General features: G+C 68.7%; 17 protein-coding genes and 1 tRNA gene. 10 read left to right on the top strand and 8 right to left on the bottom strand.

Features of this window, described 5'->3' with window-relative positions:
• Positions 1 to 12: 12 nt before the first annotated feature.
• From ACO07J_RS08985 to ACO07J_RS08960, 6 genes are all read left to right on the top strand, one after another.
• Positions 13 to 1404 (top strand): sensor histidine kinase, encoded by a 1392-nt coding sequence (locus ACO07J_RS08985; RefSeq protein ID WP_422028334.1) that lies wholly within the window; start codon positions 13 to 15, stop codon positions 1402 to 1404.
• A 60-nt stretch (positions 1405 to 1464) separates the two neighbouring features.
• A tRNA-Arg gene (locus ACO07J_RS08980) sits at positions 1465 to 1541 on the top strand.
• Between the two features lie 197 nt (positions 1542 to 1738).
• Positions 1739 to 2386 (top strand): NUDIX hydrolase, encoded by a 648-nt coding sequence (locus tag ACO07J_RS08975; RefSeq protein ID WP_422028332.1) that lies wholly within the window; start codon positions 1739 to 1741, stop codon positions 2384 to 2386.
• A complete protein-coding gene (locus ACO07J_RS08970; protein WP_422028330.1) occupies positions 2383 to 3186 on the top strand; it encodes an inositol monophosphatase family protein in 804 nt (267 codons plus the stop codon). The genes ACO07J_RS08975 and ACO07J_RS08970 overlap by 4 nt, the downstream gene beginning before the upstream one ends.
• 52 nt (positions 3187 to 3238) lie before the next feature.
• Positions 3239 to 4291, top strand: coding sequence for an AbrB family transcriptional regulator (locus ACO07J_RS08965; protein ID WP_422028328.1), 1053 nt, complete (start codon positions 3239 to 3241; stop codon positions 4289 to 4291).
• 67 nt (positions 4292 to 4358) lie between these two features.
• Positions 4359 to 5114: an SDR family NAD(P)-dependent oxidoreductase gene (locus tag ACO07J_RS08960; protein WP_422028326.1), complete on the top strand. Its 756-nt coding sequence runs from the start codon at positions 4359 to 4361 to the stop codon at positions 5112 to 5114.
• A gap of 24 nt (positions 5115 to 5138) precedes the next feature.
• Here the strand turns inward: ACO07J_RS08960 and ACO07J_RS08955 are convergent, their stop codons facing one another.
• Together ACO07J_RS08955 and ACO07J_RS08950 are read right to left on the bottom strand one after the other, a co-directional pair.
• Entirely contained in the window at positions 5139 to 5549 is a 411-nt protein-coding gene (locus tag ACO07J_RS08955) for a cell division protein ZapA (protein WP_422028324.1), read from the bottom strand.
• 2 nt (positions 5550 to 5551) lie between these two features.
• On the bottom strand, positions 5552 to 6058 hold the full coding sequence (locus tag ACO07J_RS08950) for a hypothetical protein (RefSeq protein WP_422028322.1): 507 nt from the start codon (positions 6056 to 6058) through the stop codon (positions 5552 to 5554).
• Positions 6059 to 6245: 187 nt separating this feature from the next.
• Between ACO07J_RS08950 and tkt the strand changes: the two genes are divergently transcribed.
• Entirely contained in the window at positions 6246 to 8264 is a 2019-nt protein-coding gene (gene tkt / locus ACO07J_RS08945; protein ID WP_422028320.1) for a transketolase, read from the top strand.
• Positions 8265 to 8403: 139 nt separating this feature from the next.
• On the opposite strand, the gene ACO07J_RS08940 is transcribed toward tkt, so the two are convergent.
• From ACO07J_RS08940 to ACO07J_RS08925, 4 genes are all read right to left on the bottom strand, one after another.
• Complete coding sequence (locus ACO07J_RS08940; protein WP_422028318.1) at positions 8404 to 9207, bottom strand: nucleotidyltransferase domain-containing protein; 804 nt, start codon at positions 9205 to 9207, stop codon at positions 8404 to 8406.
• A 102-nt stretch (positions 9208 to 9309) separates the two neighbouring features.
• On the bottom strand, positions 9310 to 10884 hold the full coding sequence (locus tag ACO07J_RS08935) for a calcium-binding protein (protein WP_422028316.1): 1575 nt from the start codon (positions 10882 to 10884) through the stop codon (positions 9310 to 9312).
• Positions 10885 to 10978: 94 nt separating this feature from the next.
• Positions 10979 to 11950: a DUF808 domain-containing protein gene (locus ACO07J_RS08930; RefSeq protein ID WP_422028314.1), complete on the bottom strand. Its 972-nt coding sequence runs from the start codon at positions 11948 to 11950 to the stop codon at positions 10979 to 10981.
• Between the two features lie 37 nt (positions 11951 to 11987).
• Positions 11988 to 13895: a cation:proton antiporter gene (locus tag ACO07J_RS08925; RefSeq protein ID WP_422028312.1), complete on the bottom strand. Its 1908-nt coding sequence runs from the start codon at positions 13893 to 13895 to the stop codon at positions 11988 to 11990.
• Positions 13896 to 14030: 135 nt separating this feature from the next.
• Here ACO07J_RS08925 and ACO07J_RS08920 point away from each other — a divergent pair, with 135 nt between their 5' ends.
• The 3 genes from ACO07J_RS08920 to gap all read left to right on the top strand — a co-directional run bounded on the left by ACO07J_RS08920 (position 14031) and on the right by gap (position 17268).
• The gene (locus tag ACO07J_RS08920; RefSeq protein WP_422028310.1) at positions 14031 to 15476 is read left to right on the top strand and encodes a DUF5818 domain-containing protein; all 1446 of its coding nucleotides are present in this window, start codon (positions 14031 to 14033) and stop codon (positions 15474 to 15476) included.
• Between the two features lie 154 nt (positions 15477 to 15630).
• Positions 15631 to 16038 carry a hypothetical protein gene (locus ACO07J_RS08915; RefSeq protein ID WP_422028308.1) on the top strand — a complete coding sequence of 136 codons (408 nt, stop codon included), beginning with the start codon at positions 15631 to 15633 and terminating at the stop codon, positions 16036 to 16038.
• Between the two features lie 228 nt (positions 16039 to 16266).
• Entirely contained in the window at positions 16267 to 17268 is a 1002-nt protein-coding gene (gene gap / locus ACO07J_RS08910) for a type I glyceraldehyde-3-phosphate dehydrogenase (protein ID WP_422028306.1), read from the top strand.
• Between the two features lie 42 nt (positions 17269 to 17310).
• Here the strand turns inward: gap and ACO07J_RS08905 are convergent, their stop codons facing one another.
• Positions 17311 to 18453 (bottom strand): MFS transporter, encoded by a 1143-nt coding sequence (locus ACO07J_RS08905; RefSeq protein ID WP_422028304.1) that lies wholly within the window; start codon positions 18451 to 18453, stop codon positions 17311 to 17313.
• A complete protein-coding gene (locus ACO07J_RS08900) occupies positions 18450 to 18974 on the bottom strand; it encodes a TetR/AcrR family transcriptional regulator (protein ID WP_422028302.1) in 525 nt (174 codons plus the stop codon). Before ACO07J_RS08900 ends, ACO07J_RS08905 begins: the two co-directional genes overlap by 4 nt.
• Between the last annotated feature and the right edge of the window lie 71 nt (positions 18975 to 19045).

Raw genomic sequence — 19045 nt, 5'->3', positions numbered from 1 at the left:
TCCGGGCGGCATATGCGGTTTTTCAAGACTCTATCCGGGCGTTTCCTCGTTCTGACCGCGATCTTCGTCATGCTGGCGGAGGTGCTGATCTTCGTGCCCTCCGTCGCCCGGTTCCGCGAGGATTTCCTGATGTCGCGGCTGGAGCGGGCGCAGATCGCCTCGCTGGCGCTGCTGGCCAATGACGACATCACCGACGAGTTGCAGGAGGAACTGCTGCTCAACGCGGGTGTCTTCAACGTGGTGCTGCGGCGCGACGCGGCGCGGCAACTGGTGCTGAGCTCGCCCATCCCCTCGCCCATCCATGCCACCTACGACCTTCGCAATCCCGCCCCGTTCGAGCTGATCGGCGACGCGCTGGCGGCGCTGGCCGACCCGACGCCGCGGGTGATCCGGGTGATCGGCGAGCCGGCACAGATGGCCGGGCTGCTGATCGAGGTGACGCTGGAATCGGCGCCCTTGCGCAGTGCGATGATCGACTATGGCCTGCGCATCCTGCTGCTGTCGGCGGTGATCTCGGTTTTTACCGCGGTGCTGCTGTTCCTCGCCGTGCGCGGGCTGCTGGTGAAACCGATCCGCCGGGTGGTCGGCCACATGCAATCCTATGCCGCGGCGCCCGAGGATGCGCGGCAGGTGATCATCCCCTCGGCCGGCGTGACCGAGCTGCGCGAGGCCGAGGAGGCGCTGCAGAAACTCCAGACCCAGCTGACCCATGCCCTCAAGCAGCGCGAGCGGCTGGCCCAGCTGGGCGGCGCGGTGGCCAAGGTCGGCCATGACCTGCGCAACATCCTGACCTCGGCCCAGCTGTTCACCGACCGGATCGAGATGAGCGAGGATCCGCAGGTCAAGCGCATGGCGCCCAAGCTGGTGAACTCGATCACCCGCGCGGTGCATCTCTGCGAGGCGACGCTGGCCTATGGCCGGGCCGAGGAGCCGGCACCCCGGATGGAAGACGTCAATCTCGACAATCTCGTGGACGACGTCATCGAAAGCGAGCGGCTGGCCGTGGGCGAGGCCGGTATCAGCTTTTCCACCGACGTGTCCTCGCGCCTCACAGCGCGGGCCGATGGCGAACAGCTGCACCGGGTGCTGTCGAACCTGGTGCGCAACGCGCGGCAGGCGATCATCAATACCGGCCGCGAGGGCGAGATCGGCATCGCCGCCTATGACGAGAAGAACGACTGTATCATCACCGTCACCGATACCGGCCCCGGCCTGCCCCCCAAGGCGCGCGAGCACCTGTTCCAGCCCTTCCACGGCGGCGCCACCAAGGGCGGCACGGGCCTCGGCCTGTCGATCGCGCAGGAGCTGGTGCGCGGGCATGGCGGTGACCTGACGCTGGCGCGCACCGACGAGACCGGCACCACCTTCGAGATCCGCCTGCCCCACGCCCCGAAACCGGGCTGACAATTTTGTCCCGCACCCCCTTGCATTGAGATGCCGCACCGTCTAGATGCTCGTCTCCACGGACCGATAGCTCAGCTGGATAGAGTACCTGACTACGAATCAGGGGGTCGGGGGTTCGAATCCTCCTCGGTCCGCCACTTCCCCCCTCATTGCCGGATCCCAGGTGAGCCTTTCGAGGTCGAACCTGACGTGTCCACGTAGCGCCTGCGCGGAATCGAGGGCTTCAGCCCGCCGCCCCGCGCCAACCGCCCCCATGGTTAACCCCACCCGCCCTATCGCCTCGACACCGGCGGGCAGACCTGCTCCATTGAGCCAAACCGGAGGGGACCATGCCATGACCGACACGCCGCCCGACTTCGCCTTCACCCCGGCGCTGCGTCGCGGGTTGGAGGCCCGGCTGGCGCGCTTCGCCCCGGTCACGGCCCGCACCGGCGAATTGCGGCTGGCCGCCGTCGCCCTGCTTGTCGCCCCGCGCGAGGACAGCCACGAGGCCGGCGTGCTGGTCACCCTGCGGCCCAGGCGGATCAACCGGCACAGCGGGCAGTATGCCCTGCCCGGTGGCCGGCTCGACCCCGGCGAAACCCCGCTTCAGGCCGCCATCCGCGAAACGCGGGAGGAACTGGGCCTGACCCTGACCGAGGCCGACCTGATCGGCCGGCTCGACGACTATCCCACCCGCTCGGGCTTCGCGATGATGCCGCATGTCTTCTGGTGCGACGACATCTCCGCCATGCAGCCTGACCCGGCGGAGGTGGCGGAGGTGCATTCCCTGCCGCTGTCCGAGCTGGACAGCGACGATATCCCGCTGCTCGACCTCAAGCCGCATAGCGAGCACCCGGTGCTCTCGGCCTTCTTCCCGACGCTCGGGCATACCATGTACGCGCCCACCGCCGCCGTCTTCTACCAGTTCCGCGAGGTGGCGCTGCGGGGTCACGACACGCGCGTGGCGCATTACGACCAGCCGGAATTCGCGTGGAAATGAGCGGGCCCGCCCTCGACGGTTTCCTCGAGACCGCGCACCTGCTGGCCGACGCGGCGGGCGAGATCGCCCGAGCGCACTGGTTCGCCGCCTCCGAGACCGGGCTGAAGCCCGACGGCTCGGCCCTGACCGAGGCCGACACGCAGGTTGAGGCGCGCCTGCGCGAGATCATCGCTGACCGGCACCCGGGGCACGGCATCCACGGCGAGGAATATGGCGCCACGGACCTCGAGGAGGAGTTCGTCTGGGTGCTCGACCCGATCGACGGCACGCGGCAATTCGCGGCGCGGCTGATGAATTTCGGCGTGCTGATCGCGCTCTGCCACGAGGGGCGGCCGGTGCTGGGCATCATCGACCAGCCGCTGGCCCGCGCGCGTTTTGCCGCGGCCGGGGGGCATGGCGCCACGCTCAACGGCGCGGCGATAACCGCCAGCGATACCCGCGCCCTGTCGCAGGCGACCGTGGCCATCGCCAACCCCGCCTCCTTCCCAGAGGAAATGCGCGAGCCCGCGGACGCCATCGCCGAGGCCGCGCGGCTGACCGTCTATGACGGCGGCTGCCTGGCCTACGGCGCGCTGGCCCGCGGGCAGGTCGATCTCTGCCTCAACGGCCCCGACCTCGACCCCTATGACATCTGCGCGCTGGTGCCCATTGTCACGCAGGCCGGCGGCACCATCACCGACTGGGAGAACCGCCCCCTCACGCTGGCCTCGGAGGGCGCGATCCTTGCCGCCGCCACGCCCGCGCTGCATGCGCAGGCGGTCGACCGGCTGACCCGGCACGATCCGGTCTGGATCCCCTGACCGCCGCCCGCACCGGCTTGCACCTCCCCCCGTCCGGTGGTTCATAGGCGGCATGGCGAACATCCTTGTCACCTTCGGCCTGATCTGCCTGGGCGCGCTGACCGGCTGGGCGGCCTCGCTCCTCGGACTGCCGCTGCCCTACCTGATCGGGCCGCTCATGATCTGTGCCGCTATCGCCACGATCCTGCCGCACCGCCTGCCCGAGGGGTACCGCTTCTCGCACCGGCTGCGGACGGTCTTCATCGGGGTGATCGGCCTGATGATCGGGGCGCAGGTGACGCCCGAGCTGTTCGCCCAGGCCCCCGAATTCGTGGTCACCTTCACCGCGCTGACGCTGTTCGTGGGCGTCTGCCTGGCCTTCAACTTCTGGGTTTTCCGACGGCTGGGCGGTTACGACCGCGTGACCGCCTTCTATTCCAGCACCCCCGGCGGGCTGTACGAATCCCTGGCGCTGGGCGAGGCGGCGGGGGGCGACGTGGCGCGCCTGACGCTGCAACAGTTCCTGCGAGTCATCGTGGTGGTCACCGCCCTGCCCGTCGGCCTGTCGCTGTGGCTGGGCGAGCCGGTGGGCAGTTCGGGCGGCATGACGCTGGCGCGGGACGACGTGCCGTGGACGGACCTGCCCTTCATCGTGCTGGCCGGGGCGGCGGGGTATTTCGGCGGCAGGCTGCTGCGCTTTCCGGCAGCGCAGCTGACCGGGCCGATGGCGGCGGCGGCGATCCTGTCGGTGACCGGCCTCTTCCATGTCGACATCCCCGTCTGGCTGGTCAACATCGCCCAGATCATCGTCGGCTGCGCGCTGGGGATGCGCTTTACCGGCCTGTCGCGCGGGCTGATCCTGCGCGGCGCGGGGCTGTCGCTCCTGTCGGTGGGCGGCATGCTGGCGCTGGCGCTGGTCTTTGCCGTCGCGGTCGTGCCCTTCGTGGCGGAACCGATCGACGTGCTGCTGATCAGCTTCGCCCCCGGCGGGGTGACCGAGATGTCGCTGGTGGCGCTCAGCCTGCAGGCCAACCCCGCCTTCGTCACCCTGCACCACATCTTCCGCATCCTGATGACGGTGGTCTGGCTGATGGCCTCGGCGCCCTGGGTGCGGCGCAATTTCTGAGACTTTGACACGCGGCCTTCCGCAGGTTATCTGAACGCATGTTCATTTCCTGACGGGAGAGCCGCCCATGCGTATCGAAGACACCGCCGCCATCATCACCGGGGGCGCCTCGGGCCTCGGCGAGGCCACCGCCCGCCATTTCCGCAAGCGCGGCGCACAGGTCACCCTGCTCGACCGCGACGAGGAACGCGGCACCGCCGTGGCGAACGAGATCGGCGCCTGTTTCGTCAAGACCGACGTGACCGACGAGGCCTCGGTCCAGGCCGCCATCGCGGCGGCGTCCGAGGCGATGGGTAAAATCACCTGCGCGGTCAACTGCGCCGGCATCGCGCCCGCGGCCAAGACGCTGGGCAAGGACGGCCCGCACGATCTCGGCACCTTCCAGCAGACCATCAACGTCAACCTGGTGGGCAGCTTCAACGTCGCGCGCCTCGCCGCGGCCGAGATCGCGAAGAACGATCCAAGCGACGACGGGCTGCGCGGGGTGATCGTCAACACCGCCTCGGTCGCGGCCTTCGAGGGGCAGAAGGGGCAAGCGGCCTACGCGGCCTCGAAGGGCGGGATCGTCGGGCTGTCGCTGCCGATGGCCCGCGACCTTGCGCGCGAGGGGATCCGGGTCATGGCCATCGCGCCGGGGCTGATGCTGACGCCGATGCTGTTGGGCCTGCCGCAGGAGGTGCAGGACCAGCTGGCCGCCGACGTCACCTGCCCGCGCCGGCTGGGCGACCCGGACGAATACGCGAGCCTCGCCCGCTTCATCGTGGAATGCGATTACCTCAACGGCGAGGTGATCCGGATCGACGGCGCGCTGCGCATGCAGTAGCGCCCGCGCCGCCGCCCGAAAGGATCAGGCGTTCTCGTCGTGCCGGGGGGCCGCGCCGCCATCGACCTGGTCGGCCAGCGCCTCGGCCCGCGCGGCCAGCTCGGCCATCGCGTCCATCACGTCGTCGGGCAGCACCGGCACCTCGATGCGGTGCGGCTCGGCCTGGGCGTTGCGCAGCTGGTCGAGCTCGGCATCCTTCTCCATCAGCTTGTCTTCGGCCTCGCGCAGCTTGTCCTGCATCCCGGCGGTCTTGTCGGCCAGCATCAGACCGGCCATCAGAAGCATCCGCGCCTCGGGGATGCGGCCGATCTGCGAGGCCAGCACCGAGGCTTCCTCGTCCAGCATCTTGGCGGCGAACTTGAGGTAATGCTCCTCGCCCTCCTGGCAGGCCACCTCGAAGGTCCGGCCACCGATTTCAATCTCGATCTCGGGCATGCTCACTCCTCCGCCTGGCGCGACAACCGCACGTTCTCGACCGCTTCGTTGAGGTCGGTATAGATGATCTCGGCCTCGGCCCGGTCGGCGGCGCGGGTGGCGCGCAGCCCCTCGATCTCGGCCTCCATCCCGCGGTTGATCAGCTCCGCATCGCCCACGCCGGCCTCGTTGGCCTCGCGCAGCCGGGCGTTGATCTCGCGGAGCTTCTCGTTGGCGTCACGCAGCCCCTGCAGATCGCCGTCGAATTTCGCGATGCTCTCGGCAATCGTGTCGCGCGCCGACTGCAGTTCCTCCTCCAGCCGCTGCCGGCGGATCTGCAGCTTCTTGACCCGCTCCTGCAACTGTTCGTTGGCGATCCGCTCGTCCTCGAGCTCCTGCTGGACGGCCTCGAGCGCGCCTGGCGCGGCGCCGCCCCCTGCTGCCGCCCCGTCGCCCATCCGGTCGACGCCCTGCCCGATCCGGTCGAGCGCGGCGGCGATGCGGCCCTGTAGGTCCTCTATCTGGCTCATATCCCCAGTCCTTCGTCTGCTTTTCTTGGTCCCGCCGCGAATCGGCGGTGGAACGTTCTCGCTCAACTCTACAAAATCGCAGGGAAAAGTTCGCCCCCTCAAAATTCGCGGGTCCAGCCCGCTTGAACTTTGCCCCGTGGCTGGTATTCAGCCGTCAACCGGTTTTCATATCAAGGATGCCCGACCCGTGGATATCGCCGCCCTTCGCACTGCCAATCCCGATCACTGGAAAAAGGCCGCGGCGATCCGCGCGCTGACGCTCGACGCCGTGCACGCGGCCAATTCCGGCCATTCCGGCATGCCGATGGGCATGGCCGACGTGGCCACCGTGCTGTTCGAGAAACACCTGAAATTCGACGCGGCCGACCCCAACTGGCCCGACCGCGACCGGTTCATCCTGTCGGCGGGCCACGGCTCGATGCTGCTCTACTCGCTGCTTTACCTCACGGGCTACGAGGGCATGACCCTCGACCAGATCCGCAACTTCCGCCAGTGGGGCGCGATCACCGCCGGGCACCCGGAAAACTTCCTGCACGACGCCATCGAGACCACGACCGGCCCGCTGGGCCAGGGCATCGCCAATTCCGTGGGCTTCGCCATCGCCGAGGAATCCCTGCGCGCGCGCTTCGGCCGCAAGCTGGTCGATCACCACACCTATGTCATCGCCGGCGACGGCTGCCTGATGGAGGGTGTCAGCCAGGAGGCGATCACGCTCGCGGGTCGGCAATCTCTGGGCAAGCTGATCGTGCTGTGGGACAACAACAACATCACCATCGACGGCGAGGTGGGCCTCGCCGACCGCACCAACCAGCCCAAGCGCTTCGCCTCCGCCGGGTGGGAAGTGATCAAGATCGACGGCCACGACCCCGACGCGATCGACACGGCGCTGACCAAGGCCAAGACATCCCGCCGCCCCACGATGATCGCCTGCAAGACCCATATCGCCCTGGGCCACGCGGCGCAGGACACCTCCAAGGGCCACGGCGCGCTGACCGACACCGACCAGCTTCAGGCCGCCAAGGAGGCCTATGGCTGGACGGGCGGCCCGTTCGAGGTGCCCGCCGACATCAAGTCGGCCTGGGAAGAGATCGGCCGCCGCGGCGCAGAGGAGCATTCCGCCTGGAACGCCCGCCTCTCCGAGGCCTCCGAGCGGCGGCAGCGGGAATTCGCCCGGATCATGGCCGGCGAGGCGCCGAAGAAGCTCTCGGCCCGCATCACCGCCCTGAAGAAACAGGTCAGCGAGGAGGCTCCGAAGGTCGCCACCCGCAAGTCGAGCGAGATGGTGCTCGAGGTGGTCAATCCGATCATGACCGAAACCCTCGGCGGCTCGGCCGACCTGTCGGGGTCGAACAACACCCGCACCGGCGACATGACCGTGTTCGACACCGGCAACCGCAAGGGCCGCTACATCCATTACGGCATCCGCGAGCACGGCATGGCGGCGGCGATGAACGGCATGGCCCTGCATGGCGGTGTGCGCCCCTATGGCGGCACGTTCATGTGCTTCACCGACTATGCCCGCCCCTCGATGCGGCTGGCCGCGCTGATGAAGGTGCCGACCGTGTTCGTCATGACCCATGACAGCATCGGGCTCGGCGAGGACGGACCGACGCACCAGCCGGTCGAACACCTCGCCATCAGCCGGGCCACGCCGAACACCCACGTCTTCCGCCCCTGCGACACGGTCGAGACGGCGGAGGCCTGGGAACTGGCGCTGAAATCCACCTCGACGCCGTCGGTCCTGTCGCTGACCCGCCAGGGCGTGCCGACGCTGCGGACCGAGCACAAGCGGCGCAACATGACCGCGCTCGGCGCCTACGTGCTGGCCGATTCCGAAGCGCCGAGAAAGGCGATCCTGATGGCCACCGGCTCCGAGGTGCACGTGGCGCTGGCTGCCCGCGACCTGCTCGAAGCCGAGGGGATCGGCACCCGCGTCGTGTCGATGCCTTGCTGGGAGTTGTTCGAGGCGCAGGGCGAGAACTATCGCCGCCGCGTCCTGCCCGGCGGCGACCTTGTCCGCGTGGCGGTCGAGGCCGGCGTGCAGCAGGGCTGGGACCGCTGGCTTTGCGGCGAACGCGGCCGGCCGCGGAAATCCGGCTTCGTCGGCATGGACAGCTTCGGCGCATCGGCCCCGGCCGAGGTGCTGTTCGAGAAGTTCGGCATCACGCCGGAGGCGGTGGCCGAAAAGGTCCGCTCGCTGCTCTGAGGTCAGGCCCGCCAGCCGGCGGGCCCGTTTTCCGCGCGGAAAACGGGATGGAAAATTCGCATTTTCCATCCCGCAATTTGCGCAAATTCCGGGCGCGGCGGAACGCGCCCTTGTCTACATTGTTGCAGGTTGCCCGGCCCTACATCTCGTAGGGCCGCTCCACCCCCAGCGCCTCGGCAAGCCTGGCCCAGGTTGCCGCCTCGAACCGTTCCGGCCAGTCCACACCGCGCGCCCGTGCCATCCGGCGGGCGCGTGGCAGGTAGGCCGCGGCATAGGCCATATGCGCCGCGATCATCGCGCCCCGGTTGGCCTCCGGCGCCGGCAGGCCGGCCACCAGCGCCTTTTGCTCTTCCGTCAGCAACCGGTTGAGATGCAGCGCGCCGCCCCGGTCGGGGGCGGTCGTCTCCTCGACCAGCAGCTCGACCAGCAGGTTGCGCAGGTGAAACACGCCCGCCACGCCGTTGATATACTCTTCCCGCCCCGCCGCGAGGTGCAGAAGGCCAAGGATCCGGATGAACTCCTCGACCTGGTAGCGCAGCCGCGCCGGGGGCATCTGCGCTTGCGGCGCCGCCTTCGGAAGCTGCGGGTAAAGCCCGTCATGGTCGAAAACCGGCGACAGCCCGTCCTGGGCATATGTCCCGGCCTGCTCCGGCGTCAGCAGGATCACGTCGGTGCGCGTCCAGTCCGCGGTGATCGCGTTGATCAGCGCGGGGCGCACCACCCTGTCGCGCCAGAGCACGATCTCACCGGTCCGCGCGACGGCATCGCGCCAAAGTGCGGCCACCCCGTCGCTCGGCCCGTCCGGTGTCACCAGCAGGAAGTCGATATCGCTATACGCGTCCGCCCGGCCGTTGCCATGGCTTCCGCTCAGGAACAGCGCCCGAACCGCGGGCTGATCCCGCAATGCACCGGCGATCGTGGATATCACCGTCTCTGCATCCATGACGCCCCCTTCCGGCCCGGAGCGGCCGCGCGAATGACCCGTTGGGCAGGCTACCCCGCGGCGGCAGGACGTGAAGCGACGCGCGGCCCGCGCCGACCCTGCCTAAAGCGCCGTCGCCGTGATCGAGCGGTCCACCACCCGGATGTCGGAGGGTGTCAGCGACTGCCCGCCAATCACGTTGGCGATGACGATCCCGTCGACCACGATATCCGCCCCCTGCCCGTCATCCCAGACCGCCACGGAAAGGTCATCGGCCTCCTGGTCGGGGGCGAGCGCCACGATGATCAGGTCCTCGCCCGGATCGTAATCCGTGACCTGCGTCGCCGGCAGCGGCTCGACCCCGTCGGGTGTCGGGTCGTGATCTATGCCGAACGTGTCCGCCCCCGGCCCCCCGGTCAGCACCGCGCCGTCCTGCGAGACCAGCACGTCATCGCCTTCGCCGCCGATCAGCGTGTCGATCTCGATCGTCCGCAGGTATTCCAGCCCGGCGGGCCCCTCGTCATCGGGATCGAACGAGTCCAGCGTCCCGCCGGAGCCGGTCAGGGAATCGTTGCCGGCGCCGCCTTCCACGAAATCCGCCCCGGCGCCACGCTGGGCGTTGACCACGTCGTCGCCCCCGCCGGCGTCGATGGTGTTGTCCTCGAAATTCCCCGAGATCCAGTCGTCGCCCTCCCCCGCGGTAAAGCGCTCGACTTCGGTCTCCTCGTCAAGCTCGATGAAGACGTCGATCGACGACAGGTCGAGATCCTGCCCGCCCGCGATCTCGGCGATCAGGTCGTCGCCATAATAAAGGTCGGCGCCGGTGCCATCCTCCCACGTCTCCAGCCTCAGCTCGCCGCCGCTGGTCTCGTTCACGCCGAGGCTCAGTTGCAGCCGGTCGACCGCCGGGTCGAAATCGGTGATCTGCGTGACGTTGTCGTCGAACAGGTCATCGTAGAGCGAGAACGTATCGGCCCCGTCGCCGCCGGTCACCGTGCTGCCGCCCTCGAAGATCAGCGTGTCGTCGCCCGCCCCGCCATCCATGACGCTCCAGCCGGGGCCGTCGTCGCGCGGCACGTTGGCATCGACCATCCGGTCGTCGCCCGCGCCGCCCAGAAGCGTGTCGATCCCCTCGTCGCCCACCAGCAGGTCGTCGTCGTCCCCGCCGTCCACGAGGTCATCGCCGCTGCCGCCGCTGACCGTGTCTTCGCCGGCGCCGCCGCGCAGCGTGTCGTCGCCCGCCCCGCCCTCGAGGCGGTCCATCTCGGCATTGCCGTCAATCACGTCATTGCCAGCGCCACCGAAGATCGAATCCAGTCCCCGGCCGCCGGTGATCGTGTCATCGCCCTCGTCGCCGTTGATCCGGTCATCCCCGCGATTGCCGTCGATCACGTCGTTGCCGGCATAGCCGCGCAGCCGCTCGCTGTCGTTCGCGCCCTCGATCGTGTCGTCGCCGGCGTAAAGCTCGCGCAGCTCTTCATGGGTAAGCTCGTCCTCGGGATCGTCTTCCGGCTCGTCTTCGCCCGGATCGTCGCCGGGCGTCTCGTCCTCGACCGGCGGCCCGTCGCCCCGGCCCAGCAAATCCTCGAGGTCGATATCCCCGCCCGGGGCCGCAACGGCGTCATCGTCGTCATCCCCGCCCCAGTCGAACAGGAACGCCCCCGCGACGACCAGCGGCAACAAGATCAAAAGTTCCAAAACAACACCCCCCGGCACGAATACAACCGGAACGATACCGGCCTCGCCGAAGAATACAAGGCGTCAGTCTGTTTCCGAAACCGGGACGCTCGGCTCAGACGAACGGGTTGAGCCGCGCCACCCGCTGCCAGACCGGGGCGACCAGCTTCGTGCCCACCGGCACCAGCACCAGCCCGAGCGCCAGCCCGAAAACCCCGTCCAGCGCCGCGACGATCGCCCAGGTCACCGCGCCCTCGGCCCGGCCCGCCGCGTGGGCGATATCCTCGGCGAAATGGTGGATCCAGTCATAGATCACCGGCCAGCCCATCGTGTCGAGCCCGTGGATGATGATCGACCCGCCGACCCACAGCATCGCCGCCGTGCCCACCACCGTCAGCAGCCACATGAAGCGCGGCATCGCCCGCACGATCCCGCGCCCCAGCGCGCGGGTCACCCGAAGGGCCCCGTTCTTCGACATGAACAGCCCCACGTCATCGGCCTTCACGATCAGCGCCACCGCGCCATAGACGGCCACCGTGATCCCCACCGCCACGATGGCCAGCGTCGCCCCTTCCATCCAGATGTTGCTGGGCGGTATGGCGGCCAGCGCGATCGTCATGATCTCGGCCGACAGGATGAAGTCGGTCTTGATTGCGCCCTTGACCTTTTCCTCCTCGAGATGCGCCGGGTCGGTGATCTTGTGGTTGCCGTCCGGGCCGCCATGCTCGTGGCCGAACCCCAGCGCGTGGGCCACCTTCTCGGCCCCCTCGAAACACAGGTATGCCCCGCCCAGCATCAGAAGCGGCGGAATGAGCCAAGGCGCGAAGGCCGACAGCGCCAGCCCGGCCGGCAGCAGGAAGACCAGCTTGTTGATCAGCGAGCCCCGCGCGATCCGCCAGACGATCGGCAGTTCCCGCGCCGGCGCAAAGCCCTGAAGGTATTTCGGCGTCACCGCCGCGTCGTCGATCACCGCGCCCGCCGCCTTGGCGCCGGCCTTGGCCGCCTGCCCCGCCACGTCGTCGACCGAGGCCGCCGCCACCTTGGCCAGCGCCGCCACGTCGTCCAGCAATGCGATAAGTCCGCTCATAACCCTGTGCCCCCGCTAGAATCGTTACCCTGGAAACCTAAGCCCCGCCGCCCCGTATCCGTTCCATGCGTTCGCGCGTTTCCGCCTCCCACACGCCGCGGCGCGACCGGACAAGCTCGATATAGGCGGTGTTCTCGTGCAGCGGCACCCCGCTGTCATAGGCCTCCGCCGCCTCCAGCATCGCAGCCTGGTCGGTCTCGATGAAAGCGTCGACCATCTGTTGGGCGACGTCCCGCTCGAGCCCCAGCGCCTCGAAGACCGAGCGGCTCATCCGCATGGAGCTGTCGAAGGTCTCGCGGATGATGTCGCGACAGCCAAGCGTCCACAGCTCGTAGACATGATCCCGGTCGACGGCGCGCGCCACGATATGCACCTGCGGATAGGTCTTGGTCACGTGCCTGACGATCTCGTTGATCTGTCCGCGGTCGTCGATGGCGACGATCAGCATCTTCGCCTCCCCGATCCCCGCCGCGTGCAGCAGGTCGGGGCGCGAGGCGTCGCCGTAGTAATGCCGCGTGCCGAACCGTTCGAGGATATCGAGCCGCCGCGCGTTGTAGTCGATCACCGTGGTGCTCAGCCCCGCCGCCTTGGTCACCCTGTCGATCAGCCCGCCCATCCGGCCGGCGCCGGCGATGATGATCTGCTTGTCGCCCGGCATCTCGTCGGCCTCGCGCTCCTGCACGGTGGAAAAGCGCGGCGCGATCACCCGGTCGTAGAGGATGAACTGCCCCGGCGTCAGCAGCATGGACAGCGCCACCACCAGCAACAGTTGATCGGCCAGCGCCGTCGGGATCACCCCGTTGGCCACGGTGAAGGACAGCAGGACAAACCCGAATTCGCCGGCCTGCGCCAGCCCCAGCGCGAAAAGCCACCGGTCGGCGCCCCGGATCCGGAACACCACCGCCAGCACCAGCAGCACCGCCACCTTCGCCGCCATCAGCCCGATGGTCATGGCGAGGATGCCGAACAGGTTGTCGAACAGCAGCGCGAAGTTGATCGAGGCGCCCACCGTCATGAAGAACAGCCCCAGCAGCAACCCCCGGAACGGGTCGATATCGCTTTCCAGCTCGTGCCGGTAGGGCGAGTTGGCCAGCACCACCCCCGCCAGGAACGTCCCCAGCGCGGGCGACAACCCCACCACCAGCATCAGCAGCGCGATGCCCACCACCATCAGAAGCGCCGTCGCGGTGAAAAGCTCGCGCAGCCCGGCCGCCGCGATGAAGCGGAAGACCGGGGTGGTCAGGTACGACCCGCCGATCACCACCGCCGCCACCGCCGCGAAGGTCACCAGCGCCGTCTGCCAGCCCGAGAGACCGTCGACAAGGCTGATCGCGGGCCCGTGCCCGCCGTCGTCATGCCCCGCCTCGGCCGCACCGTGGGCGGCCTCCTCGGCGCCGTGCCCGACCACCACCGCCGCGTGATCCGCCAGCTCCGGCAGCGCCAGCAGCGGCAGGAAGGCCAGCATCGGGATCACCGCAATATCCTGCGTGAGCAGCACCGCGAAGGAGGACTGCCCGCCATCGGATTTCATCAGCCCCTTCTCGCCCAGCGTCTGCAGCACGATGGCGGTCGAGGACAGCGCGAAGACCAGCCCCACCGCCAGTGCCACGGTCCAGGACAGGCCCAGCACGATCCCCGCGCCCGCCACCAGCGCCACGGTCAGCCCGATCTGCCCGCCGCCCAGCCCCAGCAGCCGCGCCCGCATCGACCACAGGTGCTTGGGCTCCAGCTCCAGCCCGACGAGGAACAGCATCATCACCACGCCGAACTCCGCGAAATGCTGGATCGAGACCACGTCGACCCGCAAAAGCGCCAGCATCGGGCTGATCACGATCCCCGCGATCAGGTAGCCCAGCACCGAGCCCAGCCCCAGCCGCGTCGCGATCGGCACAGAGATCACGCCCGCCACGAGGAAGATGAACGCCAGCAGCAGAAAATCGGTCATGTCTCGCCCCCGTGGTGTCCGTGCCCGCCTAGGATTAGCCGCCTCGCCCCCTGCCGCAAGGCCGAATTCCCCGGAACATGACCGCCGGGGGTTTGGTTGGGCGCAAAGGGAGAAGGAAAAAACGGAGGAAACCGGATGAAACCCACCACCACCCGCGCCGCCGTCATCGCGGCGGCCCTGACCGCCGGGGCGGGCATGGCAAACGCCCAGGGCGCCTGCGGCACGTCCTACGCAATCGAGCCGGGCGACACGCTCTACCAGGTCTCGCAGCGCTGCGACGTGGGCCTGACCCGGATCATGGAGCTCAATCCGAAGATCGACGCCCGCGACCTGTCGGTCGGCCAGAGCGTCCGCCTGACCGCCGGCACACGTGCCGGGGGCGAGGCCAGTTACAGCGACGGCACCCGCAGGGGCGCCGAGACCTACCGCGTGGGCCAGGGCGAAACCCTCTATTCCATCGCCCAGGCGGTCGGCGTGTCGATCATCGAACTGCTCAACGCCAACGGCGATATCGACCCCGCCGACCTGCGCGTGGGCGAGGTCATCGACATTCCCACCGACGACCCCTCCGCCGCCGTGCGGATCACCCCCGACAGCGGCCCGCCGGAAACGCAGGTGACCCTGCGCGCCCGCAACCTGCGGCCCGATGACTGGGTCACCATCGGAGTCGGCCGCGTCTCGTCGGAATGGCGCGCCATGGGCCAGGCCCGCGCCAATGGCGAGGGCAACCTCTCGGCGCAGGTGGGCCTGCCCGACTGGGCCGATCCGGGCGACGACCTGATCTACGTGCTGGATACCGACCGGGGCATGACCCTCAAATCCGGCCGCTTCGAGGTCACCGGGCGCGACCGTGACACCGGCGGCGGCAATGACCGGATCACGCTGGAAGGCCGCGTGAGCCAGGGCGCCGAATGCGCCACGCTGACCACGGCCGATGGCGACACCTGGTCCCTCACCGGCGCCGATGTCGACTTCACCCCCGGCGAATATGTCCGGGTCTCGGGCACCCGCGCCGACATGTCCTTTTGCCAGCAGGGCATCGGCACGGTCGAGGTCGCCCGGCTGAACGAGATCGCACCGGGCGGCGATGACGGTCGCGACCGCGAGGAAGATAACGGGCGCGGCAGTGACATGCTGACCCTCGAAGGCCGCATCGGCGACGGCACCGAATGCGCCACGCTGACCACGGCGGATGGCGATCTTTGGTCCCTCACCGGCGCCGATGTCGATTTCACCGCCGGCGAATACGTCCGCGTGCGCGGCGCCCGCAAGGCCGCCGCCTTCTGCCAGCAGGGGCTGGGCACCGTCGACGTCATCCGCCTGACCGAGATCGACCGCGACGGCGGCGACAGAGAGGCCCCCCGCAACGACCGCGTCACGCTGGAAGGCCGCGTGCAACAGGGCGTCGAATGCATGGTCCTGCGCACGAGCGACGGCGACACCTGGTCGCTGACCAGCGACGATGTCCGCTTCACCGAAGGCGAATATGTCGAAGTCAGCGGCACCCGCGCCGACATGTCCTTCTGCCAGCAGGGCACCGGCACGGTCGACGTCAACCGGATCAGAGAAGTGCCCAGCTAAGGGCGCCGATTTGAAACCTCACAGGGCCGGTCATCGCGACCGGTCCTTTTTTTGTCGGGTCAGACGTCGGCTTGGCATCCACTATTCGGAATGCTGCGCGTTGCACAAAGGTCTGCTATCAGCTTCTGAGGATCTCGCGTGAGAGCAACTAACAATGCTGAAGTTCACTCAACTGAACACTGACTGGAATGCGGAACCGAATGCGCCCAATCTCCGAGTCGTGCAGTACGACACGTCGCTCGTCGCCCGTTTCAGACCCAATCAATTCTTCTATCCTGAGTTCAAGCATGTCTCGTTGATATCGGTAAGATTTCAAAGCTGCGAAAGGTACCGCATTACAAGCGTAAACGACGACTGCTGGTATGATGGACAATGTCGTTTCAGTGGCTTCGCACCGGAGTGGGGCGAGTTCTACGAAATTTCGGGTAACACTCGTGATGATCTCGACGAAACACCTTGGATCACAATGAACGGCTTGGGCACTAGACACTTCCATTTCTACTTCAGAGACGAAGCGCTTGAGGTCAAAGCGCTCGATTGGTCGATGCAAACCGAAAGCTGACATTTCCTGGCCTGGGAGTGGTGTCCGCTTGGTCCCGCGCACCCGACCAACCTGGCTGGCCCGACTTCGCCCTACCGCCCCCACGACGTTAGCGCCACCATAAGCGCATCCCCGCCACACCCCCGCTACGTTATCGCTATCACTTTGATAAAGGCCGATTTTCACCTTTCTCCCCGCCCTCCCCACGTCTATATCGCGGCCAACATCCACGCACCGGGAGTCTGCCTCATGACCATCACCGTCGGCATCAACGGGTTCGGCCGGATCGGCCGCTGCACCCTCGCCCATATCGCCACCAGCACGCGCAACGACATCAAGGTCGTGAAGGTCAACGCCACCGGCCCGCTGGAAACCGCGGCGCACCTGATCAAGTATGACAGCGTCCACGGCCGCTTCCCCAACGAGATCACGCTGGGCGACGGCACGATGGACCTGGGCCGCGGCCCGATGGAGATGTTCTCGACCTACGAGATGGACGAGCTCGACTGGTCCGGCGTCGACGTGGTGCTCGAATGCACCGGCAAGTTCAACGACGGTGAAAAGGCCAAGGCCCATCTCGAGCGCGGCGCCGGCAAGGTGCTGCTCTCGGCGCCGGGCAAGAATGTCGACCGCACCGTGGTCTACGGCGTCAACCACGAGGATCTGGCCGCCGGCGAGAAGATGATCTCGAACGGCTCCTGCACCACCAACTGCCTGGCGCCCGTCGCCAAGGTCCTGCACGAGGGGATCGGCATCGAAAGCGGCATCATGACCACGATCCACGCCTATACCGGCGACCAGCCGACGCTCGACCGACGGCACAAGGATCTCTACCGCGCCCGCGCGGCGGCGATGTCGATGATCCCCACCTCCACCGGTGCCGCCAAGGCGCTGGGCGAGGTGCTGCCCGACCTCAAGGGCAAGCTCGACGGCTCGGCCATCCGGGTGCCCACGCCCAACGTCTCGGCGGTCGACCTGACCTTCATCGCCAAGAAGGACGTGACCGAAGCCGACGTGAACGAGATCGTCGCCGAAGCGGCAGCGGGCAAGATGAAGGGCGTGCTGGGCTATGACCCTGAGCCCAAGGTCTCGATCGACTTCAATCATACCGAGGAAAGCTCGATCTTCGCCCCCGAGCAGACCAAGGTCACCGGCGGCCGCCTTGTCCGCGTACTGGCGTGGTACGACAACGAATGGGGCTTCTCCTGCCGCATGGCCGACGTGGCCGTCGCCATGGGCCGGCTGTCCTGAACCGATTGACCTGACACCGACCGCAGCCGCCCCCGGCTGCGGTCACCCCGCCATTGCCGCCTTCCCCGCCGGCCCGCGCCGCGCCGCGAACAGCCCCGCGACAAGGGCGAGCCCGGCAAAGACCAGCACCGCCGGCCCGGCCCCGAAGCGCCCCAGCACCACCCCGAAGACCGGCGCCCCGGCCGTCTGCCCCACGGCGATGGTCAGGAACCCCACCATCAGCCCGGTCGCCGGCCGCCCCGGCACCGCCCGCACGCCCCAGACGAGGTAGACGCCGGTCAGCATGACATAGGCCGCGCCGAACGCCGCCCCGCCGGCCAGCACCAGCGCCGGCGCCGTCACCACCCCGCCGACGGCCACGATCCCCGCCGCCATCAGGCCAAGGAACGCCCGGTGCACGGCATCGAGCCCGAACCGCGCCACCAGCCCGCCGGCCACCGCGCCCGCCACGCCGCCCGCGCCGATGCAGCTCCACAGCATCCCGGCCCCGCCCGGGCCCCAGCCCAGTCGCTGCGCCACCAGCGCACCGCCGAAGGACCACAGCGCCGTGCTGGCCATCCCCATCAGGATGGACGCCCCGATCAGCCGGCGCAGCTGTCCGGTCAGCTTTGGCAAGCCACCCGCCGCCGTGCCACCCGCCGGCGGCAGGGCGCGCAACGCCACCACCGCCAGGATCAGCGCGACGCCCGCGAACCCCGCGAAGGCCAGCCGCCACTGCCCCGCCATGGCCAGCGCCACCGGCCCCGACAGCGCGACGCCCGCGCTCGTCCCGGCATTGATCACCGTGTTGGTCAGGTCCTGCCGCGCGCGCCGCACGGCCACGGCCACCGCCGCCGCCATCGGCGGCGAGGCCAGCCCCGTGCTCAGCCCCGCAACGATCACCGCCACCGCCAGAACGCCCGCCGTCGGCGCCAGCGCGATCCCCGCCATGCCCACCGCCGCCACCAGCGCCGCGCCGGATGCCACGGCCCGCGCGCCCACCCGCTCGGTCAGTGCGGCCGAGGCCACGATGGCCACGCAATAGCCCGCAAAGGCCCCGCCCGAGATCACCCCGCTCACCGCCGGCCCGAGCGCCAGCGCGCCGTCGATCTGCGGCAGGAACAGCCCGAAGGCGAAGCGCGCGAAGCCGTAGCAGACCGCGATCAGGCCGAAGCCCGTCGCCCCGATGCGCAGCGCCGAGCTCATGCCCGTGCCCTCTCCACCAGCACCGCCGCCGCCGCGCGCGCCGCCTCGACCGCCTCCGCGCCCCGGTAGACGGCCGCGTGGGTCGCCCCTTCGAGCAACACCAGCACCTGCTCTGCCAGCGCCTCGTCCTCCCGGCCCAGCTCGGCCGTCACAACCGCTTGAATCCTCGCCCGGTACGCCGCCTTGTGCGCGGCCACCGCCTCGGCGATCTCCGGCACGTCGCCGCCGGTCTCGGCTCTTGCCCGCAGGAAGAAACACCCTCGCGCGCCCTCGACCCGAAGCCAATCGGCCAGCGCGGTAAAGAGCGCATCCACCCGGCTCACCTCCAGCCGCCGCAGGAACCGCCGGTCCCGCGCGCCCAGCACCCGCGCCATCAGCGCATCCTTGCTGCCGGCATGCTTGTAGAGCGTCCGGCTCGACATGCCCGCCGCCCGCGTCAGCCGGTCCATGCCGGTGGCCACATAGCCGTGCCGGTCGAACAGCCGCTCGGCGGCGGCGATCAGTTTTGTTGTCCTGTCCATCGGGACGCCTCCATCGTCAGATGGCTTCAAATGTAAAACGTTCGTTTTACATTACAACCCCCTTCTCGCCC

The sequence above is a fragment of the Roseovarius sp. genome, from assembly GCF_965228755.1.
Classification (GTDB): domain Bacteria; phylum Pseudomonadota; class Alphaproteobacteria; order Rhodobacterales; family Rhodobacteraceae; genus Roseovarius.
The sequence above is the reverse complement of the archived record's forward strand: the minus strand, read 5'-3'. Positions and strand labels throughout refer to the sequence as shown.